At 74.3% G+C, this 25,377-nt stretch carries 22 protein-coding genes and 1 pseudogene; 11 read left to right on the top strand and 12 right to left on the bottom strand.

The window, feature by feature from the left end; genetic code table 11:
* Positions 1 to 5: 5 nt before the first annotated feature.
* Complete coding sequence (locus BMY04_RS08605; protein ID WP_091178871.1) at positions 6 to 368, top strand: universal stress protein; 363 nt, start codon at positions 6 to 8, stop codon at positions 366 to 368.
* Positions 369 to 371: 3 nt separating this feature from the next.
* On the top strand, positions 372 to 1,367 hold the full coding sequence (locus BMY04_RS08600) for an NADPH:quinone reductase (RefSeq protein ID WP_091178869.1): 996 nt from the start codon (positions 372 to 374) through the stop codon (positions 1,365 to 1,367).
* Here BMY04_RS08600 and gatB read toward each other — a convergent pair.
* The 4 genes from gatB to BMY04_RS08580 all read right to left on the bottom strand — a co-directional run bounded on the left by gatB (position 1,364) and on the right by BMY04_RS08580 (position 6,014).
* A complete protein-coding gene (gatB, locus tag BMY04_RS08595; protein WP_091178867.1) occupies positions 1,364 to 2,884 on the bottom strand; it encodes an Asp-tRNA(Asn)/Glu-tRNA(Gln) amidotransferase subunit GatB in 1,521 nt (506 codons plus the stop codon). The genes BMY04_RS08600 and gatB overlap by 4 nt on opposite strands.
* Complete coding sequence (gene gatA / locus BMY04_RS08590) at positions 2,881 to 4,404, bottom strand: Asp-tRNA(Asn)/Glu-tRNA(Gln) amidotransferase subunit GatA (protein ID WP_091178865.1); 1,524 nt, start codon at positions 4,402 to 4,404, stop codon at positions 2,881 to 2,883. The genes gatB and gatA overlap by 4 nt, the downstream gene beginning before the upstream one ends.
* Entirely contained in the window at positions 4,404 to 4,700 is a 297-nt protein-coding gene (gene gatC / locus BMY04_RS08585; RefSeq protein WP_091178863.1) for an Asp-tRNA(Asn)/Glu-tRNA(Gln) amidotransferase subunit GatC, read from the bottom strand. Before gatC ends, gatA begins: the two co-directional genes overlap by 1 nt.
* Positions 4,701 to 4,808: 108 nt before the next feature.
* Positions 4,809 to 6,014, bottom strand: a complete 1,206-nt coding sequence (locus tag BMY04_RS08580; protein ID WP_091178861.1) for a DUF1015 family protein — start codon at positions 6,012 to 6,014, stop codon at positions 4,809 to 4,811.
* A gap of 199 nt (positions 6,015 to 6,213) precedes the next feature.
* Between BMY04_RS08580 and BMY04_RS08575 the strand changes: the two genes are divergently transcribed.
* From BMY04_RS08575 to BMY04_RS08565, 3 genes are all read left to right on the top strand, one after another.
* Positions 6,214 to 6,831: an ACT domain-containing protein gene (locus BMY04_RS08575; protein WP_091179620.1), complete on the top strand. Its 618-nt coding sequence runs from the start codon at positions 6,214 to 6,216 to the stop codon at positions 6,829 to 6,831.
* 93 nt (positions 6,832 to 6,924) lie between these two features.
* Positions 6,925 to 7,437, top strand: coding sequence for a YqaA family protein (locus BMY04_RS08570; protein WP_091178859.1), 513 nt, complete (start codon positions 6,925 to 6,927; stop codon positions 7,435 to 7,437).
* A gap of 18 nt (positions 7,438 to 7,455) precedes the next feature.
* Positions 7,456 to 7,791, top strand: a complete 336-nt coding sequence (locus tag BMY04_RS08565) for a hypothetical protein (RefSeq protein WP_139209799.1) — start codon at positions 7,456 to 7,458, stop codon at positions 7,789 to 7,791.
* A gap of 65 nt (positions 7,792 to 7,856) precedes the next feature.
* Here BMY04_RS08565 and ligA read toward each other — a convergent pair whose 3' ends face one another.
* Positions 7,857 to 10,007, bottom strand: coding sequence for an NAD-dependent DNA ligase LigA (gene ligA / locus BMY04_RS08560; protein WP_091178855.1), 2,151 nt, complete (start codon positions 10,005 to 10,007; stop codon positions 7,857 to 7,859).
* A 59-nt stretch (positions 10,008 to 10,066) separates the two neighbouring features.
* On the opposite strand from ligA, the pseudogene BMY04_RS23250 reads away from it, so the two are divergent.
* Together BMY04_RS23250 and BMY04_RS23245 are read left to right on the top strand one after the other, a co-directional pair.
* Positions 10,067 to 10,741: pseudogene (locus tag BMY04_RS23250) on the top strand (hypothetical protein); the annotation flags it as partial.
* A 308-nt stretch (positions 10,742 to 11,049) separates the two neighbouring features.
* The gene (locus BMY04_RS23245) at positions 11,050 to 11,547 is read left to right on the top strand and encodes a M1 family aminopeptidase (protein ID WP_232506197.1); all 498 of its coding nucleotides are present in this window, start codon (positions 11,050 to 11,052) and stop codon (positions 11,545 to 11,547) included.
* Here the strand turns inward: BMY04_RS23245 and BMY04_RS08550 are convergent.
* Genes BMY04_RS08550 through BMY04_RS08535 form a run of 4 tightly spaced genes read right to left on the bottom strand, consistent with a single transcriptional unit; the run spans position 11,484 to position 15,290 of the window.
* A complete protein-coding gene (locus BMY04_RS08550; RefSeq protein ID WP_091178852.1) occupies positions 11,484 to 11,879 on the bottom strand; it encodes a hypothetical protein in 396 nt (131 codons plus the stop codon). The genes BMY04_RS23245 and BMY04_RS08550 overlap by 64 nt on opposite strands.
* Positions 11,880 to 11,920: 41 nt before the next feature.
* The gene (locus BMY04_RS08545; RefSeq protein WP_139209797.1) at positions 11,921 to 12,946 is read right to left on the bottom strand and encodes a uroporphyrinogen decarboxylase/cobalamine-independent methonine synthase family protein; all 1,026 of its coding nucleotides are present in this window, start codon (positions 12,944 to 12,946) and stop codon (positions 11,921 to 11,923) included.
* Positions 12,943 to 14,046, bottom strand: a complete 1,104-nt coding sequence (gene mnmA / locus BMY04_RS08540) for a tRNA 2-thiouridine(34) synthase MnmA (protein ID WP_091178850.1) — start codon at positions 14,044 to 14,046, stop codon at positions 12,943 to 12,945. The genes BMY04_RS08545 and mnmA overlap by 4 nt, the downstream gene beginning before the upstream one ends.
* A 47-nt stretch (positions 14,047 to 14,093) precedes the next feature.
* Positions 14,094 to 15,290, bottom strand: coding sequence for a cysteine desulfurase family protein (locus BMY04_RS08535; protein ID WP_269766211.1), 1,197 nt, complete (start codon positions 15,288 to 15,290; stop codon positions 14,094 to 14,096).
* Positions 15,291 to 15,502: 212 nt separating this feature from the next.
* Between BMY04_RS08535 and BMY04_RS08530 the strand changes: the two genes are divergently transcribed.
* On the top strand, positions 15,503 to 17,287 hold the full coding sequence (locus tag BMY04_RS08530) for a sensor histidine kinase (RefSeq protein ID WP_091178845.1): 1,785 nt from the start codon (positions 15,503 to 15,505) through the stop codon (positions 17,285 to 17,287).
* Positions 17,278 to 17,943: a response regulator transcription factor gene (locus BMY04_RS08525; RefSeq protein ID WP_091178844.1), complete on the top strand. Its 666-nt coding sequence runs from the start codon at positions 17,278 to 17,280 to the stop codon at positions 17,941 to 17,943. The genes BMY04_RS08530 and BMY04_RS08525 overlap by 10 nt, the downstream gene beginning before the upstream one ends.
* Before the next feature lie 61 nt (positions 17,944 to 18,004).
* On the opposite strand, the gene BMY04_RS08520 is transcribed toward BMY04_RS08525, so the two are convergent.
* From BMY04_RS08520 to BMY04_RS08510, 3 genes are all read right to left on the bottom strand, one after another.
* Positions 18,005 to 18,964, bottom strand: coding sequence for an electron transfer flavoprotein subunit alpha/FixB family protein (locus BMY04_RS08520; RefSeq protein ID WP_091178842.1), 960 nt, complete (start codon positions 18,962 to 18,964; stop codon positions 18,005 to 18,007).
* Positions 18,965 to 19,033: 69 nt separating this feature from the next.
* Positions 19,034 to 19,816, bottom strand: a complete 783-nt coding sequence (locus tag BMY04_RS08515) for an electron transfer flavoprotein subunit beta/FixA family protein (protein WP_198410022.1) — start codon at positions 19,814 to 19,816, stop codon at positions 19,034 to 19,036.
* A 145-nt stretch (positions 19,817 to 19,961) separates the two neighbouring features.
* Positions 19,962 to 21,932 (bottom strand): S53 family peptidase, encoded by a 1,971-nt coding sequence (locus tag BMY04_RS08510; RefSeq protein WP_091178839.1) that lies wholly within the window; start codon positions 21,930 to 21,932, stop codon positions 19,962 to 19,964.
* 288 nt (positions 21,933 to 22,220) lie between these two features.
* Here BMY04_RS08510 and glgX point away from each other — a divergent pair, with 288 nt between their 5' ends.
* Together glgX and BMY04_RS08500 are read left to right on the top strand one after the other, a co-directional pair.
* Positions 22,221 to 24,332 carry a glycogen debranching protein GlgX gene (gene glgX, locus BMY04_RS08505; RefSeq protein WP_408630453.1) on the top strand — a complete coding sequence of 704 codons (2,112 nt, stop codon included), beginning with the start codon at positions 22,221 to 22,223 and terminating at the stop codon, positions 24,330 to 24,332.
* A 29-nt stretch (positions 24,333 to 24,361) separates the two neighbouring features.
* On the top strand, positions 24,362 to 25,315 hold the full coding sequence (locus tag BMY04_RS08500) for an alpha/beta hydrolase (protein WP_091178837.1): 954 nt from the start codon (positions 24,362 to 24,364) through the stop codon (positions 25,313 to 25,315).
* The last annotated feature ends 62 nt before the right edge of the window (positions 25,316 to 25,377 follow it).

The raw sequence follows: 25,377 nt of genomic DNA, 5'->3' as shown, positions 1-25,377 counted from the left end.
GAAGCATGAGCGTTCTGGTCGCCGTCACCGACAGCGCGGAGGGCCGGGCCGCCCTCGAGGCCGCCGCCAACGAGGCCGACCTGCTCAACGTGCAGCTCACCGTCGTCAACCTGACCGGGTCCGACCTCGACACCTCCTCGATCGCCACCGAGGTCCCGTACGAGGTCGTCGTCCCGCGGGCCGGCGGTGACGTCGACGAGGTCGAGCAGGTCCTGCAGGCCATCGAGGAACGTTCCGAGGTCACCCGCCTCGTCGTCGGCGTCCGCAAGCGCTCCCCCATCGGCAAGGCCGTCCTCGGCAGCATCGCCCAGCGCCTCATCCTCGAGGCGACGGTTCCGGTGCTGTCGGTCAAGACCAGCGACGCCTGAGGCGTGCGAGCTGCGTGGTACGACCGCCAGGGACCGGCCGAGGAGGTCCTGCAGGTCGGTGAGCTGCCCGATCCCGCCGCGGGGCCCGGAGAGGTCCGCGTCCGGCTGACCGTCTCCGGCGTCAGCCCGGGCGACACGAAGAAGCGGCGGGGCTGGCTCGGTTCGTCGATGCCCTACCCCCGCGTCGTCCCGCACAGCGACGGTGCCGGCGTGGTCGACGCGGTCGGCGACGGCGTGGACGCCGCGCTCGTCGGACGGCGGGTCTGGGTCCACGGCGCGCAGTCCTACCGGCCCTTCGGCACGGCGGCGGAGCTGGTCGTCGTGCCCGCGTGGCTGGCGGTCCCGCTGCCCGACGCCGTGCCCGACGCGGTCGGCGCGTGCCTGGGCATCCCGGGCATCACCGCCCACCGTGCCGTCTTCGCCGACGGGCCGGTCGCCGGGCAGACGGTGCTCGTGCACGGTGCGCTGGGCGCCGTCGGGTCGTTGGCCGCCCAGCTCGCCCTGCACGCGGGCGCCACGGTGGTGGCGACCGTCCGCAAGACCGCCGACCTGGCCGACCTGCCCGCCTCGCTGCGCGAGCACACCGTCAGCCTCGACGTCGACGAGCCGGCGGGTGCGGTCCGCGACCGGGCGCCGCAGGGCGTCGACCGCGTCGTCGAGGTGGCCTTTTCCGACAACGTCGACCTCGACGCCGCGGCGCTGCGCCTCGGCGGGGTCATCGCGGCGTACGCGACGCGCGACGACCGGCCGAGCATCCCCTTCTGGCCGATGCTCTTCGACAACCTGACCATCCGGCTGCTCGGCAGCGACGACTTCCCGCCGGCGGCCCGGCAGGAGGCGGCGGTCGGCTTGACCGCGGCCGCCGCCGACGGCGCCCTCACGATCCGCACGGCGGACCCGCTGCCGCTCGCCGACGTCGCCGCGGCCCACGACCAGGTCGACCGCGACAACCGGCGCCGCGTGCTGGTCGACCCGACGGTCCAGGCCCACCGGGCCTAGGTCAGGCGCTCCAGCACGAGCTCGCGGACGCGGGCGGCGTCGGCCTTGCCGCCCATGGACTTCATGACCGCACCGATGAGGGCGCCGGCGGCCTGGACCTTGCCCGCACGGATCTTGTCGGCGACGCCCGGGTTGGCGGCGATGGCCTGGTCGACGGCAGCACCGAGGGCGCCGTCGTCCGACACCACCGCGAGCCCACGCGACTCGACGACCGCGGCCGGCGAACCCTCGCGCGCCAGCACGCCCTCGAGGACCTCACGGGCGAGCTTGTCGTTGATCGTGCCGGCGTCGACGAGGCCCTGGAGCTCGGCGACCTGGGCCGGCGTGACGGCCAGGGCGTCGAGCTCGACGCCCTCGGTGTTGGCCCGGCGGGCCAGCTCACCCAGCCACCACTTGCGGGCGCTCTGCGGGGACGCGCCGGCGGACACGGTCGCCTCGACGAGGTCGAGCGCACCGGCGGCGACGACGTCGCGCAGCTCGGCCTCGCTGAAGCCCCACTCCGCGCTGACGCGGCGCAGCCGTACGGCCGGGGCCTCGGGCAGCGTCGCGCGCAGCTCCTCGACCCACTCGACCGACGGCGCCACGGGCACGAGGTCGGGGTCGGGGAAGTAGCGGTACTCCTCGGCCTGCTCCTTGCTGCGGCCCGACGACGTGGTGCCCGAGGTCTCCTGCCAGTGCCGCGTCTCCTGCTTGACGCGCCCGCCGTCGCTGAGCACGGCGGCCTGGCGGGTGATCTCGTAGCGGATCGCGCGCTCGACGCTGCGCAGGGAGTTGACGTTCTTGGTCTCGGTCCGTGTGCCGAGCGGTGCGTCGGGGGTCGGGCGCAGCGACACGTTCGCGTCGCAGCGCAGCGAGCCCTGCTCCATCCGCACGTCGGACACGCCGAGGCCGCGCAGCAGGTCGCGCAGCATCGCGACGTACGCCCGGGCCACGGCCGGGGCGTACTTGCCGGCGCCCTCGATCGGCTTGGTGACGATCTCGATCAGGGGCACGCCGGAACGGTTGTAGTCCAGCAGCGAGTACTCCGCACCGTGGATGCGCCCGGTGGCACCGCCGACGTGCAGCGACTTGCCGGTGTCCTCCTCCATGTGCGCCCGCTCGATCTCGATGCGGAACGTGCGCAGCACGCCCTCGTCGTCGGGCACCTCGACCTCGGCCCAACCGTCGTAGCAGATGGGCTCGTCGTACTGGCTGATCTGGTAGTTCTTCGGCTGGTCGGGGTAGAAGTAGTTCTTCCGCGCGAAGCGGCACCAGCGCGCGATCGAGCAGTTGAGCGCCAGCCCGATGCGGATCGCCGACTCGACCGCCTTGGCGTTGACCACCGGCAGCGAGCCGGGCAGGCCGAGGCAGGTCGGGCAGACCTGCGTGTTCGGCTCGGCGCCGAACGCGGTCGAGCACCCGCAGAACATCTTCGACGCGGTGTTGAGCTCGACGTGCACCTCGAGCCCCAGTGCCGGGTCGAAGCGGCCGACGGCGTCGTCGTAGTCCATGACGAAGTCGGGAGCGGTCGTGGTCATCGGGCGACTCCTTCGACGAGCGTGGCGAGCTCGGGGGCCTGCGCGAGCAGCGGCCCGCCCCACCGCTCCTGCAGCGCGCGCTCGAGCGCGGCGCCGACGCGGTAGAGCCGGTCGTCGGCCAGCGGCGGCGCCATGACCTGCAGCCCGACGGGCAGGCCGTCCTCCGGCGCGAGCCCGACCGGGAACGACGCGCTGGCGTTGCCGGCGAGGTTCGAGGGGATGGTGCACAGGTCGTTCAGGTACATCGCGATCGGGTCGTCGACCTTCTCGCCCAGCCGGAACGCGGTGGTGGGCGTCGACGGCGAGACGAGCACGTCCACAGCCGCGAACGCCGCCTCGAAGTCGCGCGTCACGAGCGTGCGCACCTTCTGCGCCTGCCCGTAGTAGGCGTCGTAGTAGCCGCTCGACAGCGCGTACGTGCCGAGGATGATGCGGCGCTTGACCTCGGCGCCGAAGCCGGCCTCGCGGGTCAGGCCCATGACCTCCTCCGCGCTGCGCGTGCCGTCGTCGCCGGCCCGCAGGCCGAAGCGCATGCCGTCGAACTTGGCCAGGTTGGAGCTCGCCTCGCTGGGCAGCACCAGGTAGTAGGCGGGCAGCGCGTACGAGAAGTGCGGGCAGGAGACCTCGACGACCTCCGCGCCGAGGGAGGACAGCACCTCGACCGCCTCGCGGAACCGCTGCTCGACGCCGGGCGCGTAGCCCTCGCCGCCGAGCTCCCGGACGATGCCGATCTTCATCCCGCGGACGTCGCCGGAACGGGCCGCGCCCACCACGTCGGGCACCGGCGCGTCGATCGACGTCGAGTCGAGCGGGTCGTGCCCGGCGATGACGGTGTGCAGCAGGGCCGCGTCCAGGACCGTACGGGCGCAGGGGCCGGGCTGGTCGAGGCTCGAGGCCAGGGCGACGAGGCCGTAGCGCGAGGTGCCCCCGTAGGTCGGCTTGATGCCGACGGTCCCCGTGACGGAGGCCGGCTGGCGGATCGAGCCGCCGGTGTCGGTGCCGATGGCGAGCGGGGCCTCGTACGCGGCCACGGCCGCCGCCGAACCACCGCCGGAGCCGCCGGGGATCCGGTCGAGGGCCCAGGGGTTGTGCGTCGGTCCGTAGGCGGAGTTCTCGGTGGAGGAGCCCATGGCGAACTCGTCGAGGTTCGTCTTGCCGAGGATCACCAGGCCGGCGTCCAGCATGCGGCGGGTGACCGTCGCGTCGTACGGCGGCACCCAGCCCTCGAGCACCCGCGACCCGCAGGTCGTCGGCGCGCCCGCGTAGGTGAGGACGTCCTTGAGCGCGACCGGCACGCCGGCCAGCGGACCGAGCGGCTTGCCGTCGGCGCGGTCGGCGTCGACGCGGGCGGCCGCGGCGAGCGCGCGCTCGCCGTCGACGTGGAGGAACGCGTGCACGGCCGGCTCGACGGCCGCCATCCGGTCGAGGTGGGCCTGGGTGACCTCGACGGAGCTGGTCTCGCCGGAGGCGATGGCGGACGCGAGCTCGGCGGCGGTGCTGCGGGTCAGGTCGGCGCTCATCAGGCGTCCTCCCCCAGGATCCGCGGGACCCGGAACCGGTCCTCCTCGGCGGCCGGCGCGCCGGCCAGCACGGCCTCGCGCGGCAGCGACGGGCGCACCACGTCGGCGCGCTGGACGTTGTCGAGCGGCAGCGGGTGCGACGTCGGCGGGATGTCGTCGGCCGCGACCTCGGAGACCTTCGCGACGGCCTCCAGGATCGCGTCGAGCTGCGGGGCCAGGTGGGCCAGCTCGTCGGGGGTCAGCTCGATCCGGGCCAGCCTGGCCAGGTCGGCCACGTCGTTCGGGGTGAGGGCCACCGCGGCGTCACTCTTCCTTCAGGGGACGGGACGGGTCTGCCGCGCACGGCGCGACCCGGCTGTCCATCCTAGGGCGGCCGACGGCACCCGCTCCCCCGGTTTCCAGGCCTACGGCTCCAGCGGCCGCAGCACCGCGCCGGTCTTGAGCTTGGGCGTGAAGAAGGTCGACTTCGGCGGCATCAGCAGGCCCTCGCGGGCGGTCCGCTGGATCTCCTCCAGGCTCGGCGGGCGCACGAGCACCGCGGCCACCGCGACCCGGTCGGCCACCGCGTCGAGCGCGGCGTCGACGCCGTCCTGGTAGGCCACCTGCACGTCGACGCCCTCGAGCGCGGTCTCCAACCAGAGCCCGTCCAGCGCGCGCACGTCGTCGAAGACGCCGGGACGCGGGTCGAGGCGCCAGGCGCCCTCGACGGTGAGCAGGACCATCGCGGTGGCGTTCAGCGCCGAGACGGTTCCGTGGTCGCCCCCCACCCGGCTGAGCACGAAGAAGCGCTCCAGCGCCGCCCGGAGCTCGGCGAGGTCGACGCCGGAGTAGTGCCGGTGGATCGGCTCCACGCTCAGCTGGTCGGCGACGAGCTCGGCGACGAAGGCCAGCGTGCGCTCCGCCCCGGTGTCGTCCCGCCCGGTCGCCGCGCGGACCTCGTCGCGGTAGGTCCGGCTCACCGCGTAGCGGTGGTGGCCGTCGGCGATCAGCACGTCGTCGGCGGCGAGGAGCGCGCCGATCGCGCGGACCCGCTCGGGATCGGTCACCCGCTCCCACACGTGGACGACCTCCGGCCCGCCGAGGCCCTCGGTCAGCTCGACCAGGCGCCCGACGGGCTCTCCCGGCTCGGCCAGCATCGCGGCGAGCCCCGCGGCGAGCGACAGCCCCCAGACCGGCGAGAGGTTCGCCCGCGTCGCGCGGGTCAGCTCCAGCCGGTCGGTGGAGTCCTTCGGCGTCGTCCGCTCGTGCGGCAGGACGCGGCCCGCCCCGCTGTCGGCACCGGGATCGAGGACCTCGAGGGCCCCCAGCACCCCGGCGACGTCACGCCGGGACCCGCTCGCGTCGGTGAAGCGCAGCCGGTAGATCGTGAAGGACGGCTCGGGGTCCAGGACCAGCACGCCCTGGTCGACCCAGTCCTGCAGCGTCGCAGCAGCGACCTCGTACCGGTCCGCCCCGCCGCGCGGCACGTCGACGAACGTCACGTTGTGCGCCGAGCGCGCCTGGAGCGCGTCGACGTCGCTGTCGTCCAGGACGTCGTACGGCGGCGCGAGCAGCGGCTGGAGGTCTCGGTCGGCGAAGCGGAGGGCGCGGAAGGGTTCGAACCGAGGCATGAGTGGCATTGTGCGCGACCACGACCGGCCCGTGCGCCGCTGCCTGGACGACGGAGGGAGCACGACACGCTTCTCGTCGTGCGAGAGAGGGAGGAAGGCAGCGGGTCGGAGCACGGGGCGCGTCCGAGCGAAGCGAGGACACAACAACGCTGAAACCGCCCGGTAATCGCTTTTCTGCGACGATGTCGCCGTGTTCCTCATGCGAGTCACCCTTCCCGACCGACCGGGTTCGCTCGGTTCGGTCGCCACGGCCATGGGTGGCGTGGGCGGCGACATCAACGCCGTCGAGATCGTCGAGAAGGGCGACGGGGTCGTCGTCGACGACTTCATCGTCGACCTGCCGCCCGGCCAGCTGCCGGAGTCGCTCGTCACCGCCTGCCAGAACCTCGAGGGCGTCCGCGTGGAGTGGATCGCGCGCTACCCCGAGGGCGGCGGGCTGCAGTCCGACCTCGAGGCGCTGGAGCGCATGACGGCCGACCCCGTGCACGCGGCGGAGACGCTCGTCTCGCTGTGCCCGGTGGTGTTCCGGTCGCACTGGGCGATCCTCGTCCAGACCGGGCCCGGCGAGCCGGCCATGACCTACTCCACGACGCTCGCGCCGGACGTCACCCCCGAGCTGGCCGCGCGCCTCGCGCCCTTCGACGTCACCCACCGCCTCGACCTCGAGAGCGGCTGGGCGCCCGGCTGGGGCGACTGCACCCTGGTCGTCACCCCGATCACCCAGGACCGCGTCATCGCCATCGGCCGCCTCGGCGGCCCGGCCTTCCTCGACTCCGAGGTCGCCCGGCTCAACCACCTGGCCGCGCTCGTCAAGTAGCGCCGGGCGGGTCGCCGGGACCCGCGACCCCTGGAACTTCCCCCACCGACGGGTCCACGAACCCCGCGGGCAGGCAGAATGCCGGGATCGGGGGTGCGCATGGACGCGTGGGGCTGGGCCGAGCTGGGCGAGCTGGTGACGTCGTTCGGCTACGGCATCCTGTCCGCCCTCGTCCCCCTGGCCAACGCCGAGGGGTACGTGCTCGTCTCCGGCCTCTCCTCGATCGGGCACGCCGCGCCCGTCGTGGCGGGCGTGACGCTCGGCCAGACCCTCGGCAAGGTGCTGCTCTTCCTCGGCGTCCGGCGCGGCAGGCAGTTCCCCTTCGTCCGCCACCAGCGCGCCCGGCTGCGCAGCCACCCGGTCGGACCCGCCCGTCGGCGCTTCCGCCGCACCATCGCCGCGCTGCTGCGCCTGGTCGGCGAGAAGCGCTGGGGCCTGCCGATCGTGCTGCTCGCCGCGGTCACGGGCTTCCCGCCGCTGTACGCGGTCGCCCTGCTCGCAGGGGCGACCCGGATGCGGCTCGGCTGGTTCGCCGCCGTCGTCCTCGTCGGCCGGACGGTCCGCTTCGTGCTCGTCGCCCGCGGGGTCGCCGTCCTGCACCCCTGACCGGCCTGAGCAGTCCCTGTGAGTCTGCTCCGGCCCCTCGGCCCGCACTCCCCGATCGCTACTCTGGTCGCCATGCGGCTGCGCGCGGCGTTCTCGAACCTGAACCTCAACGGGTCGACCCCGCCGCGCGTCCAGCCCCGCCTCGGCGAGTGGGGCCCGGAGCTGGTGCCGAGCACCGGCCAGAAGCGCCGCATGCGCATCTGGGTCGGGCTCGTGCTGCTCGGCGCGATGCTCGCGATCTTCGGTCTCGGCTGGTACGTCTACCACGCGATGACCGGCAGCTGGGGCTTCGGCCTCGACCGCAACAGCAGCTTCTTCGCCCCCGACGTGGTGCTCGGGATGCTGCGCCTCTAGGGCGCGGCTGTCACGCTCGAGACCCCTGGGTCCACGCCTCCTCGCCCGCTAGACCTCCTCGCCCCCTAGACCTCCTCGCCGATGGTCGCCACCTCCGCGGCCGCCTCGGGCCCGTGCTCCAGCAGCGTGGTGAACGCCTCGGCGCCGGACAGCACCGGCACCTTGAGCTGGACCGCCTTGTCGTACTTGGACCCGGGTGCCTCGCCCACGACCACGAACGACGTCTTCTTCGACACCGAACCGGACACCTTCCCGCCCCGGCTCGTCACCGCCTCGGCGGCCGAGTCGCGCGTGAACCCGTCGAGCGAGCCGGTGACGACGACGCTGACCCCGGCCAGCGTCTGCTCACGCTGCTCCCTGGGCTCGTCGCGCATCACGCACCCGGCGTCGCGCCACTTGTCCACGATCGCGCGGTGCCAGTCGACGGCGAACCACTCCTGGATCGCCGTCACCAGCGTCGGCCCGATGCCCTCGACCTCCGCCAGCTGCTCGGGCGTCGCCGCCTCGATCGCGTCGATGCTCCCGAACGCCGCCGCCAGGTCCGGCGCGACACCCGGACCGACGTGGCGGATGGAAAGCGCTACCAGGTACTTGTCCAGGGGCCGGGTCTTGGCCGCCTCGAGGTTGGCCAGCAGCTTGGTGCCGTTGGCCGAGAGCCGGCCGTCCTTGGTCGTGAAGAACGCGGTGCGCTGCAGCGACTCCGGCGTGAGGGAGAACAGGTCGCCCTCGTCGGTCAGCAGCCCGGCCTCGAGCAGCGCCTGCCCGGACTGGTAGCCGAGCACCTCGATGTCGAGAGCCGCGCGGCTGGCGACGTGGAACAACCGCTCCCGCAGCTGCGCCGGGCAGGAGCGGGTGTTCGGGCAGCGCAGGTCGGCGTCGCCCTCCTTCTCGGGACGCAGGGCCGTGCCGCACGCCGGGCAGTGCGTCGGCATGACGAAGGGGTGCTCGGTGCCGTCGCGCAGCGCGACCACCGGCCCGACGATCTCCGGGATGACGTCGCCGGCCTTGCGCAGGACGACGGTGTCGCCGATCAGCACGCCCTTGCGCACGACCTCGCTGGCGTTGTGCAGCGTCGCCTGGCTGACCGTCGAGCCGGCCACGCGCACCGGCTCCATCACCCCGTACGGCCCCACCCGGCCGGTGCGCCCGACGTTGACCCGGATGTCGAGGAGCTTGGTCGTGACCTCCTCCGGCGGGTACTTGTAGGCGATCGCCCAGCGCGGCGCCCGGGCCGTCGACCCCAGCTGGTCCTGCACGGCCCGCTCGTCGAGCTTGACCACGACGCCGTCGATCTCGTGGACCGGCGCACCCTCGCCGTGGCGGTGCTCGCCCCAGTAGGCGATGTAGTCCTCGACCTCGGCGAGCGTGGCGACGACCTTGCGCTGGGGGCTGACGGGCAGGCCCCAGCGCTCCAGGGCCTCGTACGCCTCCGACTGCCGCGACACCTCCACGCCGGTCAGCACGCCGAGCCCGTGGCTGACGAAGCCCAGGTTGCGCGAGGCGGTGACGCGCGGGTCCTTCTGCCGCAGCGACCCGGCGGCGGCGTTGCGCGGGTTGGCGAAGGGCGCCTTGCCGTCGGCGACGAGCTGCTCGTTCAGCGCGGTGAACTCCGCGACCGCGAAGTAGACCTCGCCGCGCACCTCGAGGACGTCGGGGACGGTGACGCCCTCCGGCTGGGCCAGCCGCTGCGGGATCGCCGTGATCGTGCGGACGTTGGCGGTCACGTCCTCGCCCACCCGGCCGTCGCCCCGGGTCGCGGCCCGGACCAGGCGGCCGCCCTCGTAGACGAGGTCGAGCGCGAGCCCGTCGACCTTGAGCTCGCACAGGTAGCCGGACCGCTCCAGCCGGCTCTCGCCGAGCTCGCGCGCCGCCCGTCCCTGCCAGCGCTCCAGGTCCTCGGTGCTGAAGGCGTTGTCCAGGCTCAGCAGGCGCTGCAGGTGCTCGACCGGCGCGAACGTCGCCGCGGGCGCCCCGCCGACCGTCTGCGTCGGCGAGTCCGGCGTACGCAGCGACGGGAAGCGCTCCTCGAGCGCCTCCAGCTCGCGCATCAGCCGGTCGTACTCCTCGTCGGCCACGGTCGGCTCGTCGAGGACGTAGTAGCGCCAGCGCGCCTCGTTCAGCACCTCGGTGACCTCCGCGTGCCGGGCGCTGGACGCGCTGTCCGGCTCGGGCACGGGCTCGGGGACCGGCTCGGCGTCGACGTCTGGGGTGACCACGCCACGACCCTAGCCAGGACCGCTGACAGGAGCGGGTCGGCCGCCGGTACCGTGCGCTCGTGCGTCGACCCCTGCGCGGCCTGGCCGCCCTCCTCACCAGCGCGGCCGTGGGCCTCGCGGTCGTCCCGGCCGCCCCCGCGTCCGCCGCCCCGGGCGCGACCAGCCCGACGCCGGTCGCGGGTGGCCAGACGTCCGGCGACTCGCTCTTCGACGCGTACGGCAACACCGGCTACGACGTCCGGCACTACGGCATCGCCCTGGCGTACGCGAAGAACGGCTCGATCAGGGCGACGACGACGGTCGAGGCCAGGGCGGCCCGGGCGCTGTCGTCGTTCTCCCTGGACCTCGAGGGGCTGAGCGTCGACCGGGTGCGGGTGGACGGCCGGACGGCGGCCTTCCGGCGTGACGGGACCAAGCTGGTCGTCACCCCCGCGCGCCCCGCGAAGGGGCGCTTCACCGTCACCGTCCGCTACCACGGCCGGCCCGTGACCCACACCGACCCGGACGGTTCGCAGGACGGCTGGGTGCCGAGCACCACCGGGGCGACCGCGCTGAACGAGCCCGTCGGCGCGCAGACCTGGTACCCGAACAACAACACCCCGCGCGACAAGGCCTCCTTCGACGTGGCGCTCACGGTGCCGAAGAAGCTCGCGGCCGCCTCGAACGGCGTGCTGCGGAGCCGTCGCACCAAGGACGGGCAGACCACCTGGCGCTGGCGCCAGCGCCGGCCGATGGCGACCTACCTCTCGATGGTCGCGATCGGGCGCTTCGACGTCTACCGCTCGACGGTGGAGCTCCGGCACGGCCGGAAGATCCCGGCCTGGACGTTCGTCCAGCCGTCGCTCGGCTCGGCGAAGGCGCAGCGCAGCCTGCTGCCGAAGGTCCTCCGCTTCAGCGAGAAGCAGTACGGCCGCTACCCGTTCGACGCCGCCGGCATGGTGATCCAGGACCTCGGCGTCGGCTACGCGCTCGAGACCCAGACGCGGCCCTTCTTCGACGGCGTCCCCGACGAGGCGACCCTGGTCCACGAGTACGCCCACCAGTGGTCGGCGACTCGGTCACCCCGAAGGACTGGGGCGACATCTGGCTCAACGAGGGCTTCGCCTCCTACGCGGAGGCGAACTGGGCCGCTGAGCACGGTGGCCCGACGACCTGGCAGGCGTTCCAGGCGGTCTACGCCGCGCACCCGGCCGAGGGCAAGGGTTCCGAGCTGTGGTCACCCGCGCCCGCCGCGCTGACGGACCCGGCCGACCTCTTCTCCGACCCCGTCTACACCCGCGGCGGTCTCACCCTCGAGGCCCTGCGGCACCGGATCGGCGACGCCGCGATGCGCCGGCTGCTGCGCACCTGGACGCGCGAGCACGCGAACGGCGGGGTGCGGACGCAGCGGTTCGTCGCGCTCGCCGAGCGGGTCAGCGGGCAGGACCTCGACGGCTTCTTCGAGACGTGGCTCTTCGTCGCCGAGAAGCCGGGCGGCTACGCGGACGCGCGGGTCGCGGCGGTCGCGCCGGCCTCGGGCGCCCGGAGCCGCCACGAGTAGGAGCAGTAGGCGGTGATCGAGCAGAGGATCAGCACGCCGAAGAAGACGTGCAGGCCCTTGATCCCGGCGAAGCCGAGCGTCATCTGCAGCGCGATCGCGACGACGATGCCGAGCGGGAAGAACAGCGTCCAGCCCGGGCGCCCGGCCCGGCGCAGCGGCACGCCGAGGACCGCGCCGATCACGGCGAGCACCAGCACCGCGAACGCGTTGGTGGCGTGCGCGACCAGCAGGACGTGGGAGCCGTCGAGGTAGCCCGACCCCAGCCCCGCCTGCGCGACGGCGAAGGCGAACAACAGGGTCGCGACGATGCGGAGCTGCCGGATCTGGGCCACGGCGTCATCATGCCCCAGCGCACGGCCCGCGGGCCGGAACCTCAGCCGAGCAGCCGGTCGGTGACGATGTCCGCCGCCGACCGCAGCGTGCGCAGGGCCGCGGTGGCACCGGCCCGGTCGAACCCCGCCAGCCCGCAGGCCGGCGTGAGCACCGTCCGCAGGCCCGCCTCGGCGTCGAGGCCCAGGTCGTCGAGGCGGCCGAGGACGCGCGCGGCCACGGCGTCGGGCCGCGGGACCGCGGGCGCCGGCCCGTCGGTCGGGAGCGCCCCGGCGCCGAACCACAGCCCCTCGCCCAGCCCCTCGCCGACCTCGTCCCACTGCCGGGTCGACATCTGCCCGAGGTCGAGCGCGACGCCGGCCACGCCGGCCTGGCGCAGCAGGCCGACGGGCGCGTCGGCCGCGCAGCAGTGCACGACGACCGGGCGGCCGACGTGCTCGACGAGGCTCGTGTAGACCTCCGCGACCTCCGGCCGGTCCACCGAGCGGTGCCGCGAGAAGCCGCTGGCCGTGCTCAGGCTGCCCGTCAGGACGGCGGGCAGGAGCGGTTCGTCGAGCTGCACGACGAGCTCCACGTCGGGGAGCCGGCGGCGCAGCTCGCCGACCAGCTCGCCGATGCCGTCGGTGAGCGACTGGGCCACGTCGCGCCGAGCGCCGCTGTCGGCCACCACCCGGTCGCCCCGCGGGCGCTCGAGCGTCGCGCACAGCGTCCAGGGCCCGGCGACCGACACCTTGACCAGGCCGGTGTAGCCCTGCGCGACCTCCTCGAGCACGTCGAGGTCGCTGCGCAGCAGCGAGCGCGCCTGCCGGGCGTCGCGGTTCGGCGCGTCGGCGAGCCGCCAGCCGGCGGGCTGGAGGTCCACGGCCAGGCCGCTGAGCAGCGAGGCCCCGCGCCCGACGAGCTGCGCGCCCGGCCCACGGGCCGGCAGCTCGGGCAGGTACGGCAGGTCCGGGCACTCCGCGAACGCCGTCTTGACCGCGTCCGTCACGTCGGTGCCCGGCCAGGAGCCGATCCCGGTCCACCAGACCTGGGAGGGCGTGCCCGTCGTGCCGGACGTCGGGGTCGTCACCGGGCCCCGACCGGTGACCGGGTCGAGGAGATGGTGGCGCTGCCGACGACCCGGGTGCCCGCGTACGCGACGACGGCCTGGCCGGGCGCGACGCCGACGAGCGGCTCGTCGGTGTCGACCAGCAGCGTGCTCCCCTGCTCGCCGTCGCGCAGCTCCACGGTCGCGGGCACCGGCTCGCCGTGGGCCCGCACCTGGACCAGCCCGCGCCACGGGCCCTCCGGAACGATCCCGGTCCAGGTCGGGCGCAGACCCGCCAGGTGCGAGACCGCCAGCGCCTCGCGCGGGCCGACGGTGACGGTTCCGTCGACGGGCGTGACGTCGAGGACGAAGCGCGGCTTGCCGTCGGCCGCGGGCACACCGAGCCGCAGCCCGCGGCGCTGGCCGACGGTGAAGTGGTGGGTGCCGTCGTGCTCGCCGAGCCGGGTGCCGTCGGCGTCGACGACCGCGCCCGGCCGGGTGCCCAGGCGGGCGTCGAGGAAGCCGGCCGTGTCCCCGTCGGGGATGAAGCAGATGTCGTGGCTGTCCGGCTTCGCCGCGACCGAGAGCCCGCGGGCCGCCGCCTCCGCCCGCACCTCGGTCTTGGTCGAGGTGCCCAGCGGGAACCAGCTGTGCGCGACCTGGTGCGCCGTCAGCACGCCGAGGACGTACGACTGGTCCTTGGCCGCGTCGACCGCCCGGTGCAGCTCGACGGTCCCGTCGTCCGCCCGCTGAAGGCGCGCGTAGTGGCCCGTGCAGACGGCGTCGAACCCGAGCGCCAGCCCGCGCTCGAGCACCGCGGCGAACTTGATCTTCTCGTTGCAGCGCAGGCACGGGTTGGGCGTGCGGCCGGCGGCGTACTCGGCCACGAAGTCGTCGACGACGTCGGCGGCGAAGCGGTCCGAGAGGTCCCAGACGTAGAAGGGGATGCCGAGCCGGTCGGCCGCCCGTCGCGCGTCGTGCGCGTCCTCGCGCGAGCAGCAGCCGCGCGCGCCGCTGCGGAAGGACTGCGGGTTCTTCGACAGAGCCAGGTGCACCCCGGTCACGTCGTGCCCGGCGTCGACCGCGCGGGCGGCGGCCACGGCGGAGTCGACCCCGCCGGACATCGCGGCGAGCACCCTCATCTGGACCGTCCTCCTGCTGTCATGACGGCCCCACTGTACGGGCGCGCTCAGACGTACGCCGCGGCCGCACGGGCCCGCGCGACGACGTCCGGCAGCACCGCGGAGACCCGGTCGAGGTCGGCGGCGGTGGTCGTGTGGCCGAGCGAGAAGCGCACGACGCTGCGGGCCTCCGCCTCGCTCACCCCGAGCGCGGTGAGCACGTGGCTCGGCGCGGTGACGCCGGCCGAGCAGGCCGACCCGGTGGAGGCGTCGACCCCGGCCGCGTCGAGCAGCATCACCACGGCGTCGCCGGGGGCGCCGGGGATCTGCACGCTCAGCACGCCGGGCAGCCCCGCGGCGGGGTCGTCCGGGGAGGCGCCGTGGCGCGACGCGTCGGGCACCGCGGCCCGGACCCGCGCGAAGAGCTCCTCGCGCAGCGCGACCTCGCGCGCCGCCTCCTCCTGCAGCGTGCGCACCGCCACGTCGACCGCCGCCGCGAAGCCGGCCACCCCGACCACGTCGAGGGTGCCCGAGCGGACGTCGCGCTCCTGGCCACCCCCGTGCTGCACCGCGGCCAGCGCCGTCGAGCGCCGCGCGAGCAGGGCGCCGACGCCCACCGGCCCGCCCAGCTTGTGGGCGGTCAGGCTCAGCAGGTCCAGGCCGCTGGCCGCGAAGTCGACCGGCACGTGCCCGACGGCCTGCACGGCGTCGCTGTGCACGACGGCACCCGCGGCGCGCCCGGCCTCGGCCACGGCCCGCACGGGCTGCACGGTGCCGACCTCGTTGTTGGCCCACATCACCGAGACCACCGCGCTGCGCGGGCCGAGGGCGGCGGCGTACGCGTCGAGGTCGAGTCGCCCCGCGGCGTCCACGGGCAGCAGGGTCACCTGCGCCCCCTGCGTCTGGGCGAGCCAGAGCGCCGCGTCGCCGACCGCGTGGTGCTCGACCGCGCTCACCAGGACGTCGCGGCGGTCGGCGTCGCGCCGGGCCCAGTACGCCCCCTTGACCGCGAGGTTGTCGGCCTCGGTCCCGCCGCCGGTGAGGACCACCTCGGCCGGGTCGGCGCCGAGGCGCGCGGCGATCAGCTCGCGCGCGTCCTCGACCACCCGGCGTGCCGCGCGGCCCGAGCCGTGGGCCGAGGACGGGTTGCCCGTACGGGTCAGCTCGGCGGTGACGGCCGCCACCGCCTCGGCCCGCATCGGCGTCGTCGCGGCGTGGTCGAGATAGCTGCGGTCCGCAGGGCTGCGGTCGGGGTCGCTGCGCACGCCCTCAGTCTGCCCGCTCGCTGAGCCGCTCAGCGGTCGACGGCGGGCCGAGCCCGGCGGGGCCCGAGGGCCGGCCACGCAGATGCCCCTCCACCTGCGTGACCGGACGCCCGCCCGTGGGCGGGACGCGCGAAACGTTAGGCAGCCGCCGGCGCCCGGTCTGTAGCGCTGGGTCCACATCTGGGACCGACCGGTTCTGCCATGCTGGCGCCATGCCGGCCGGTCCTCCTGCGGGGCCGACCGCCTCGAGGCGTCGCTGGTCGGCCGACCCCGCGGCGGCCCTGGTCGCCGGCCTGTTCCTCGTGCTCCTGGTGGTCGGGGCCGTGCTGGCGGCCGACGCCCCGGGGCTGGCCGTCGCCGACTGGCTGCCGCTGCTGGGGATGACCGCCCTCTACGCCGTGACGGGTCTCGTCGCCTGGCGGCGCCGGCCGCACAACCGTATCGGCGTGCTGATGCTGGTCGCCGCCCTCTCGGTGTGGGTGAGCGTGCTGGGAGCGCTGCCCGACCGCGCGCTGTCGATGATCGGCCTGGTCTGCTCGACCCTGCCGCTGGCCCTGACGCTGCACCTGCTGATGGCCTTCCCCTCCGGGCGGGTGCAGCGCGGCGTCGACCGCGTCGTCGTCGGCGCGGGCTACGTCGCCTCGACGGTGCTGCAGGTGCCCCTGGCCGTCGTCGGCCCCGAGCCGCCCGCCGTCTGGCGGCCGGCCGACGCCGCGCAGGTCCTGCTCGTGGCCAGCTGGGTGCAGAGCGTCGTCGGCGTCTCATCGGTCTTCCTGGCCGCCGGGCTGGTCGCCGTCCGCGCGTTCCGGGCCGACCCGCTGGAGCGCCGGCTGCTCGGTCCCATGGTCTGGTACCGCGTGCTGCTGCCCGTGATGATCGGCGTGGGCGCCCTGGCGATCCAGGTCCGTACGCCGCTGGCCGTGGGTCTCAGCTGGCTCCAGTTCGCCGCCGTGCTCGGCCTGCCGGTGGTGTTCCTGGTGGGGCTGCTCTTCGGCTCGTTCGGCCGGACCGGGCAGGTCGACGAGCTGGTCGCGCGGATCGGCGGCGCCACGCCGAGCGCCGGCGCCCTCAGTGCGGCCGTGGCGCAGGCGCTCGGCGACCCGGACGCGCGGGTGGTGTTCGCGCGGACCGGCGCCGACGGGTTCGTCGACGAGGCCGGCCGGCTGGTGCCCGCCGAGCCGGAGCGCGGCCGGCACGTGCACCCCGTACGCCACGGGGGCGTGGTGGTCGGCGGCATCGTGCACCGCGACGACGCGCTCGCCGACGGTTCCGAGATCGAGGTCGTGGGCGGGGTCGTCGCCCTCGGCATCGAGGCGGAGCGGCTCGCGGCCGAGCAGCGGGCGCTGCTGGCCGAGCTGCGGACCAGCGAGTCCGACCTGTACGCGTCGCGCCGTCGCCTGCTGCAGGCCGAGGACAGCGAGCGCCGGCGGATCTCGCGCGACCTGCACGACGGCGCCCAGCAGCACATCGTGCTGCTCGGCCTCACCGCCCGCCAGCTGAGCCGGACGGCGAGCGACCCGGTCGTCGCGGCCTCCGCGGCCGGCATCGCCGACGGCATGACCGGCCTGCTGACCGAGCTCCGCGACTTCATCGCCGGGATCATGCCCGCGCCGCTCGTCGAGCGCGGCCTCGTCCCCGCCGTGGAGATGCTGGCGGAGCGGATGCCGGTGCCGACGACCGTCGAGACGTCCGGCCCCGTCCCGCCGCTGGCCACCGACGCCGAGTCCACGCTCTACTTCACGATCTCGGAGGCCCTCACCAACGTGGCCAAGCACGCGTCCGCGACCACCGCGCGGGTGCGCTTCGAGCCCCCGGCCGGCGACGGGGGCCGGTTGCGGGCGAGCGTCCGCGACGACGGCAAGGGCGGCGCCGACCCGGCCGACGGCACCGGGCTGCGCGGCCTCCAGGACCGGGTCGCCGCGCTCGGCGGGACGCTCGAGGTCGTCTCGCCGGACGGGGAGGGCACCACCGTGGTGGTGGAGGTCCCGTGCGGCTGATCATCGGCGAGGACGAGGTGCTGCTGCGCGCCGGGCTGTCGCGGCTGCTCACCGACGAGGGCTACGACGTCGTCGCCACGGCGTCGAACGCGCCCGACCTGGTCGCCGCCACCCGCGCGCTGCACCCCGACCTGGTCATCACCGACATCCGCATGCCGCCCACCCACACCCGCGACGGCATCGAGGCGGCCCTGCTGCTGCGCGAGGAGACGCCGACGCTGGCCGTGCTGGTCCTGTCCCAGTACGTCGACAGCGCCGGCGCGACCGAGCTGCTGGGCCGCGGGTCGCGCGGCGTCGGCTACCTGCTCAAGCAGCGGATCATGGACGTCGACCCGTTCCTGCGCGGCGTGCGCGACGTCCTCGACGGCGGCACCCTCGTCGACCCCTCGGTCGTCGAGAGCATGATGCGGCGCCGGCGCGTGGACAACCCGATCGAGCGGCTGAGCCCACGGCGGCGCGAGACGCTCGCCCTCATGGCGCAGGGCATGAGCAACGCCCGCATCGCCGAGGAGCTCGTCGTCACCGAGCACGCCGTCGCCCGCAACATCTCCGCGATCTTCGACACCCTCGGGCTGCCGCCCTCGACCAGCGAGCACCGGCGCGTCCTCGCCGTTCTCAAGTACCTCGAGCGCGGCCCCTCGGAGCACCCCGGCTGAGCGCGTACCGCTGACCGGGCCCCCGCCGTACGCGGGTGACTTCTGCTGCCAGAGGTCGCGGTCAGGCGCTGCGGTCCTGCAGGCCCTGGACGACCTCGTCGAGCACGGTCTGGAGGTCGCCGACGACGCCGAGGTCGGCGAGCGCGAAGATCGGGGCCTCGGGGTCGGAGTTCACGGCGACGACGGCCTTGGAGGTCTGCATGCCGGCACGGTGCTGGATGGCGCCGGAGATGCCGGCGGCGACGTAGAGCTGCGGCGAGACCGTCGTACCGGTCTGGCCGACCTGGTAGGCGTGCGGGTACCAGCCGGCGTCCACCGCCGCGCGCGAGGCCCCGACGGCCCCGCCGAGGGCGTCGGCGAGCGCCTCGACCTTGGCGAAGTCGCCGCCGGTCCCGCGGCCGCCGGAGACGACGACGGGGGCCTCGGTCAGGCTCGGCCGACCGCTCGCCACCCGCGGGTCGCGGGCGGTGATGCGGGCGCCGCGGGCGGCGTCGGAGATCGTGACGGCGAACGGCTCCACCGTCACCGCGGCGGGCGCCTCGACCGGCGCCGGCGCCACGCTGTTCGGCTTCATCGTGGCGACGAGCACGTCGCGCCGGCCGCGGGCGCGGACGGTCCACCCGCCGGCCAGCACCGACTGGGTGGTGGTCGCGTCGGCGTCCAGGTCGACGGCGTCGGTCACGAGGCCCGCGCCGATCCGGACGGCCAGCCGGCCGGCGACCTCCTTGCCCTCGGGCGTCGAGGGCAGCAGGACGAGGGAGGGCCGGACGGCCGCGGCGACCTGGTCGAGGGCCTCGGAACGCGGGGCGACGAGGTACGCCTCGAAGGCGGGGTCGACGACGCTCAGCACCCGGGCGGCACCGTGGGCGGCCAGCACCTCGGCGGCGTCCTGGTCGACCTCGTCGAGCACGACGGCGACGGGCGTGCCGACCCGCGCGGCGAGGGTCAGCAGCTCAAGCGCCGGGCGGGTGGGCGTGCCCCCGTCGAGCTCGGCGAGGACGAGGACGAGGACGTCGGCCATGCGGTCTCCTACTTGCTGCGTGGTGCGGTGGGTGGCGCGCGGGTCGGGGCGAGAGGTAGTCGGGCGCCGTCACACGTAGCGGCCGGCGGCCAGGAACTCGAGCACCGCGGCCGAGCCGGAACCGTCGGCGTCGGTGACCACCCGGCCGGCCCCCTTGGCCGGGCGCGGCTCGGCGCCCACGACACCGGTCCAGGCGGCGTCGAGGCCGACGTCGTCCGAGCCCAGCCCGAGGTCGTCGAGCCCCCACTCGAGCACCGGCTTCTTCTTGGCCGCGAGGATGCCCTTCATCGACGGGTAGCGCGCCTCGCCGGACTGGTCGGTGACACTGACCACGGCCGGCAGGTCGACCTCGACGGTCAGGCGCGCGGTGTCGTCCTCGCGCACGACCGTGGCGTGGCCGTCGGCGACGTCGAGGCGGCCGGCGTACGTCGCGGCGGGCCAGCCCAGGCGCTCCGCGAGCATCGCCGGGACGACGCCCATCGCCCCGTCGGTCGACGACATCCCGCAGACCACGAGGTCGGCGCCGGCCTTGCGCACGGCGGCGGCGAGGACGGTGCTGGTGCCGATCGCGTCGGTGCCGTGCAGGGCGTCGTCGACCACGTGGATCCCGGACGTGGCGCCCATCTGCAGGCTCCGCTTGATCGCGGCCGCAGCGTCGTCGGGACCGATGGTGAGCGCGACGACCTCGGCGTCGACGTCGGCCGACTCGGCCACCCGCAGCGCCTGCTCGACCGCGTACTCGTCGAGCTCGGAGAGCAGCCCGTCGACGTCGCGGTCGAGGGTCAGGTCGTCGCCGAACCCCCGCTCGCCGCTGGCGTCCGGCACGTGCTTCACGCAGACCACGATCTTCACGGCACGGATGTTACCCGCGGGTAACTTAGGCCGGCAACGGCCCCACCGACGACGAGAGGGGCACCGCCCGCAGGCGGTGCCCCTCCCCTTGCTCCGGTCGTTCGGCTCATGACCCCCGAGCAGACTCAGGGCACGAGCAGGACGTTCAGCGCTTGACCGCCGCCGTCGCCGGGCTCGGCGTCGTCAGCTTGAAGAACGACGGCCGCGGCACGCCGCGCCCGGTCACCTGGTCCCACCCGGTGGTGGTCTTCAGCGACGAGTCCTGGTCGAAGGTCCGGACGATGTAGCTGACGCCCTCGTCGTTGTTGACCCCGTTGTTGTAGTTGACACGCACCGTCGCCTTGAGGTTGGAGTGCGGCACCACGTCGTCGAACACCTTGGTCTGCTTGTAGATGAGCGGGTTCAGCAGACCGAAGCCACGGCCCTGGTTGTGCTGCACGGCCAGCGCCGTCATGCCGGCCATGAGCGGGCTGGCGAGGCTGGTGCCACCGATGCGGTACTGGGCGTAGTACGTGCCGTCCGGGAACGTCTGCGTCTGCCCGATCAGCATGCCGGTCTGCGGGTCGGCGTCCATGGCCAGGTCGGGGACCGCACGGCCGCCCGACAGGCGGGTGTTGACGACCCCGCGCTGGTACGCGGGCTGGTTGAAGACGTTCGACACGCCGCCGCCGGCACCGTAGAGGTAGTCGCCGCCGGTCCAGGACTTGCCGTCGGCCGACAGCGCGTAGCTGCGCGTGCCCCAGCCGGTGTCGAGACGCACGCCGCTGCGGTTGATCGCCGTCGCCGTGCCGCCGACGGCGGTCACGTACGGGTCGGAGGCCGGGTAGTCCGGGGACTTGATCCCGGTGTTGGCCAGCTCGTCGCCGCTGTCGCCGGAGGAGAACAGCACGCTGATCCCCTGCAGGGCGGACTGCTGCAGGACCGCGCCGTAGGCGGCGTAGCTGTCAGCGGTGCCGACTTCGCCCGCGTCGCCCCACGAGTTGCTGACGACCTGGGCGACGCCCTCGTCGGCCACGCGGGCCAGGGTGTCGAGGAAGTCGTCGTCGAGGCAGCTCGACGAACCGTAGTAGCGGATCTTCGCGCCGGGGGCCATCGCGTGCGCGGCCTCGACGTCGAGGGTCTCCTCGCCGCTCCAGCCGGTCGGGTCGCAGAGGTCCTGGCTGTTGAAGCTCGCCGGCAGGTTCTGGGTCAGCTGCCCGGCGGCGTAGGAACCGTCACCGTTCTCGCTGGCGTAGCGGTTCGCGTCGGAGGCGATGTACTGCCAGGCGTACGCGTCGGTGATGGCGATCGTGGCGCCGGAGCCGTCGAGGTTGGTGCCGCCCTCGTAGGCGGCGCGCAGCTGCGGGCCGGTGTAGCCGCACGGCGCGTACGTCAGCGTGGAACCGTCGAACTTGGGCAGCGGGGTCTTGAAGTCGGCCTGGTACTTGGCCTGCACGTCGCCCCAGAAGGTGCTGCACGGGCGGCCGTTGCGGAAGCCCGCGGGCGGCGTGGTCGCCTTCGGGGTGTCCTTGTGGACCATCTTGGTCTGGGTGGTGTCCAGGCCGCTGACGGTCAGCACCGCGGCGCCGACCTTGGCCGGCACGCGGGCGGCGCCCGTCGGGGCGACGACGTGCTGGCCGTCGTGGGTGAACTTCTTCAGCGTGACGCCGAAGGCCTTGTCGAGCTGGGAGACCGTGCCCGTCGCCGTGACGTAGCGGCGGAACGGGGCCGTGCCCGACACCGTCAGGCCCTGGTCGGCGAGGTAGCCGCGCACGGTCTGCTCGGCCTGCGCGGTGGGCGACCACTGCGCGTGGAACTGGTCGGCGGTGAGGAACTGGCCGTACGACGCCGAGGACGGGTCCGAGACCGCGAGCGCGGCCTTGGCCAGGGCGTCGGAGCCGCCGTTCGGGGCGAGGTAGACCCGGACGGTCTGGCTGGCGTCCGCGGCGGCGGCCGGGGCGGCGGTCCGGGCCCGCGAGGTCGCCTTCGGCAGCCAGCTCGGCAGCGTGGAGGGGATGGCGACGCTGCCCGCGGCGGGCGCGGCGTCGGCCGTCTGGACGGTGGCCAGCAGAGCGGCCGGGACGAGCAGGGTGGACGCGGCGACGATCAGCCGTGTCCGCCTCGAGCGGTGCTGCATGGGTCTCCCGAGAGGGTGGGTGGGGACGATGTGCACCGGGCGAGCCGTCTCGACCGACCGGGCTCGGGAACCGTAAGCCCGCTCTGCCTCGCAGGTCTATAGCCCAAAAATATTGTGGGATTAGTCTCAGGACCGGCCTGGTGCATCCACGCCCGGCCCCTCGGGACGAACGCCCACTCCTCCGGGCACGACCTGCTCACGACCGGTCACGCGAACGCGACGGAACGGGCATGATGAGCACGTCCACGCCCGCCTCGCGGGTGCCACCCGACCAGGAGGGAGCGCCGAGTGACGATCTCGTTGCCCGTGCCCGGCGACACCTCGATGCTGGGGGCGCACGTCGTCGACGGCGGGACCGCCTTCGCCCTCTGGGCCCCGCGCGCGACGCGCGTCGAGCTGGCCCTCGTGCACGCGACCGAGCACGGCCGCCAGCAGGTCAACCACGAGATGGACCGCGCGGCCGACGGGGTCTGGCACACCTTCGTGCCCGGCGTCGGCGCCGAGCAGCGCTACGGCTACCGCGTGCACGGCGCGTGGGACCCGGCCAACGGCGAGCGGTTCAACCCGGCGAAGCTGCTGCTCGACCCGTACGCCCGGGCGATCACCGGCGGCGTCGACTACTCCGGCCCGATCCTCGACCACCTCGCCAGCTCGGACTTCGTCCCCAGCCCGGAGGACTCCTCGGGCGCGGTGCCGCTGAGCGTGGTCGTCGACGACTCCCCGCCGCCGCGCCCGGTCGCGCAGCCCGTGCCGCTCAGCGACAGCGTCATCTACGAGCTGCACGTCAAGGGCTTCACCCGGCTGCACCCGCTCGTGCCCGAGCACCTGCGCGGCACCTACTCCGGGCTGGCCTACCCGGCCGTCGTCGCGCACCTGAAGTCGCTCGGCGTGACGGCCGTCGAGCTGCTCCCGGTCCACCAGTTCGTGTCCGAGCCGTTCCTGATCAGCCGCGGCCTGTCGAACTACTGGGGCTACAACACCCTCGGCTTCTTCGCCCCGCACTCGGCGTACGGGTCGGTGGGCACGCTCGGCCAGCAGGTCGACGAGTTCAAGGCCATGGTCTCGGCCCTGCACGACGCCGGCATCGAGGTGATCCTCGACGTCGTCTACAACCACACGGGCGAGGGCGGCCACGAGGGCCCGACGCTGTCGTTCCGCGGGCTCGACCACCTCGGCTACTACCGCCTCACCGCCGACCGCCGCAACGACTACGACGTCACCGGCTGCGGCAACTCCGTCGACACCTCCGAGCCGGGCGTGCTGCGCCTCGTGCTGGACTCGCTGCGCTACTGGGTCACCGAGATGGGCGTCGACGGCTTCCGCTTCGACCTGGTGACCACGCTGCTGCGCGACGAGCACCACCACGTCGACCAGGAGCACCCGTTCAAGCGCGCGCTGCGCGAGGACCCGGTGCTGAGCCAGGTCAAGATGATCGCCGAGCCGTGGGACGTCGGGCCGTACGGCTACCAGGTCGGCGCCTTCGGCGAGGGCTGGAGCGAGTGGAACGACCGCTTCCGCAACTACGTCCGCGACTTCTGGCGCGGCAACACCTCCGGCGTCGCCGAGCTGGCTCAGCGCCTGGTCGGGTCGCCCGACCTCTTCGACACCGACAACCGGCCGGTCTCCGCGAGCGTCAACTTCGTCACCGCCCACGACGGCTTCACGCTGCGCGACCTGGTGACCTACGACGTCAAGCACAACGGCGGCAACGGCGAGTCCAACCGCGACGGCACCGACGACAACCGATCGTGGAACTGCGGCGTCGAGGGCGAGACCGACGACCCGGCGATCAACCGGCTGCGGCGCCGCCAGACCAAGAACCTCATGGCCACGCTGGTGCTGTCGGCCGGCGTGCCGATGATGGTCGCCGGCGACGAGCTGGGCCGTACGCAGGGCGGCAACAACAACGCCTACTGCCAGGACTCCCCCACCTCGTGGGTGCACTGGGACACCCGCCACGACTGGGCGGACCTGACCGAGCTCACACGCCGGCTGACGGCCCTGCGGACCGAGCATCCCGTGTTCCGCCGGTCCACCTTCCGCCACGGCGAGCAGCTCGTCGACAGCACCAACACCGCGGTGGGCCGCAAGAACCTGGCCTGGTTCGGCGGTCGTCGCACCGAGATGACGGCCGAGGACTGGCACGACCCGCACCGGCGCACCCTCGGGCTCTACCTGGCCCACGACGCGCCGAACCGCGACCACGACGAGGCGTTCCTCGTCTGGTTCCACGGCTGCCCCGAGCCGGTCGAGGTCGAGCTGCCGGACGGCGGCTGGGCCGACACCTACACCGTCGTCGCGCACACCGGCGACGAGGGCGAGCTGGGCGAGGAGAAGATCCCCGCCGGCGGCACCCTGCGCATCCCCGGTCGTACGGTGGTCGTCCTGCAGGTCGACTGAGGCCTGCGCCCGACCAGGCCGGAGGCCGCGTGAACCGTCGCACCCGGGTCCTGACCTCGCTGGGCCGCCGGCTGCCGCGGCCCGACCCGCCGACCGAGGCGTACCTGCGGCGCGCCCGCGGCGAGCTCCCCCGCCCGCTGGCACGCCTGGTGCTCGGACCCGTCGACCGCGGCGTGCGCCTCGTCGACCGCGTGCTGCCCGTCGACCCCGCCGTGCCCGTCCGCGTGTACCGGCCCCGCCGCGCGTCCGCGCTGCTGCCCCTGGTCGTGAACCTGCACGGCGGCGGCTTCGTCCTGGGCAACCTCACCGGGGCCGACTGGTTCTGCGGGCACCTGGCGGCCATGGCCGACGTCGTCGTGGTCTCGGTGGACTACCGGCTCGCGCCCGAGGACCCGGCCCCCGCCGCGTACGAGGACGCGCTCGCGGCGGTGTCGTACCTCCTCGACGACGCCGACCGGACCGCCTCCTCCCTCGGCGCCGACGCCCGCCGGGTCGGGGTGGTCGGGGAGAGCGCGGGCGGCAACCTCGCGGCCCTCGTGGCGCTCGCCCTGCGCGACCGGCTCGCGGCGCAGGCGCTGCTCTACCCCGCCACCGACATGACGATGAGCGCGGCGTCGGTCGCCGAGCTCGCCGACGCCCCCGTGCTGCCGAAGACGTCGATCGACTGGTTCGGGCGGCAGTACCTGCCGCAGGGCCTGCCCACCTCCATCGCGCTCGACGACCCGCGGGTCAGCCCGGTCCATGCCGCCGACCACCGCGGCCTGCCGCCCACGCTGGTCGTGGCCGCCGGGCAGGACCCGCTGCGGGACGACGCGCTGCGCTACGCGGCGGTGCTCGAGGACGCCGCGGTGGACGTCCGGACGGTGGTCTACCCGGAGGCGTTGCACGGGTTCATGGCGATCCCGCGCTTCGAGGACGCCGCGACGCAGGCGCTCGACGAGGTGGTGGCGCACCTCCGGGGGCATCTCACGGCGCACGTCTGATACCACCCCAAGGGGTGAAAACTGACCCCTACTGCAACTGGGCCCGTCACACGGCTGAAACA

Origin of the sequence: Microlunatus flavus (genome assembly GCF_900110855.1) — a bacterium.
Classification (GTDB): Bacteria; Actinomycetota; Actinomycetes; order Propionibacteriales; family Propionibacteriaceae; genus Microlunatus; species Microlunatus flavus.
The sequence above is the reverse complement of the archived record's forward strand: the minus strand, read 5'-3'. Positions and strand labels throughout refer to the sequence as shown.

Coding starts and splice junctions, on each gene's coding strand:
- BMY04_RS08605 (WP_091178871.1), top strand. CDS start 6: ATGAGCGTTCTGGTCGCCGTCACCGACAGCGCGGAGGGCCGGGCCGCC.
- gatB (WP_091178867.1), bottom strand. CDS start 2,884: ATGACCACGACCGCTCCCGACTTCGTCATGGACTACGACGACGCCGTC.
- gatA (WP_091178865.1), bottom strand. CDS start 4,404: ATGAGCGCCGACCTGACCCGCAGCACCGCCGCCGAGCTCGCGTCCGCC.
- BMY04_RS08580 (WP_091178861.1), bottom strand. CDS start 6,014: ATGCCTCGGTTCGAACCCTTCCGCGCCCTCCGCTTCGCCGACCGAGAC.
- BMY04_RS08575 (WP_091179620.1), top strand. CDS start 6,214: ATGCGAGTCACCCTTCCCGACCGACCGGGTTCGCTCGGTTCGGTCGCC.
- mnmA (WP_091178850.1), bottom strand. CDS start 14,046: ATGAGGGTGCTCGCCGCGATGTCCGGCGGGGTCGACTCCGCCGTGGCC.
- BMY04_RS08530 (WP_091178845.1), top strand. CDS start 15,503: ATGCCGGCCGGTCCTCCTGCGGGGCCGACCGCCTCGAGGCGTCGCTGG.
- BMY04_RS08520 (WP_091178842.1), bottom strand. CDS start 18,964: ATGGCCGACGTCCTCGTCCTCGTCCTCGCCGAGCTCGACGGGGGCACG.
- BMY04_RS08510 (WP_091178839.1), bottom strand. CDS start 21,932: ATGCAGCACCGCTCGAGGCGGACACGGCTGATCGTCGCCGCGTCCACC.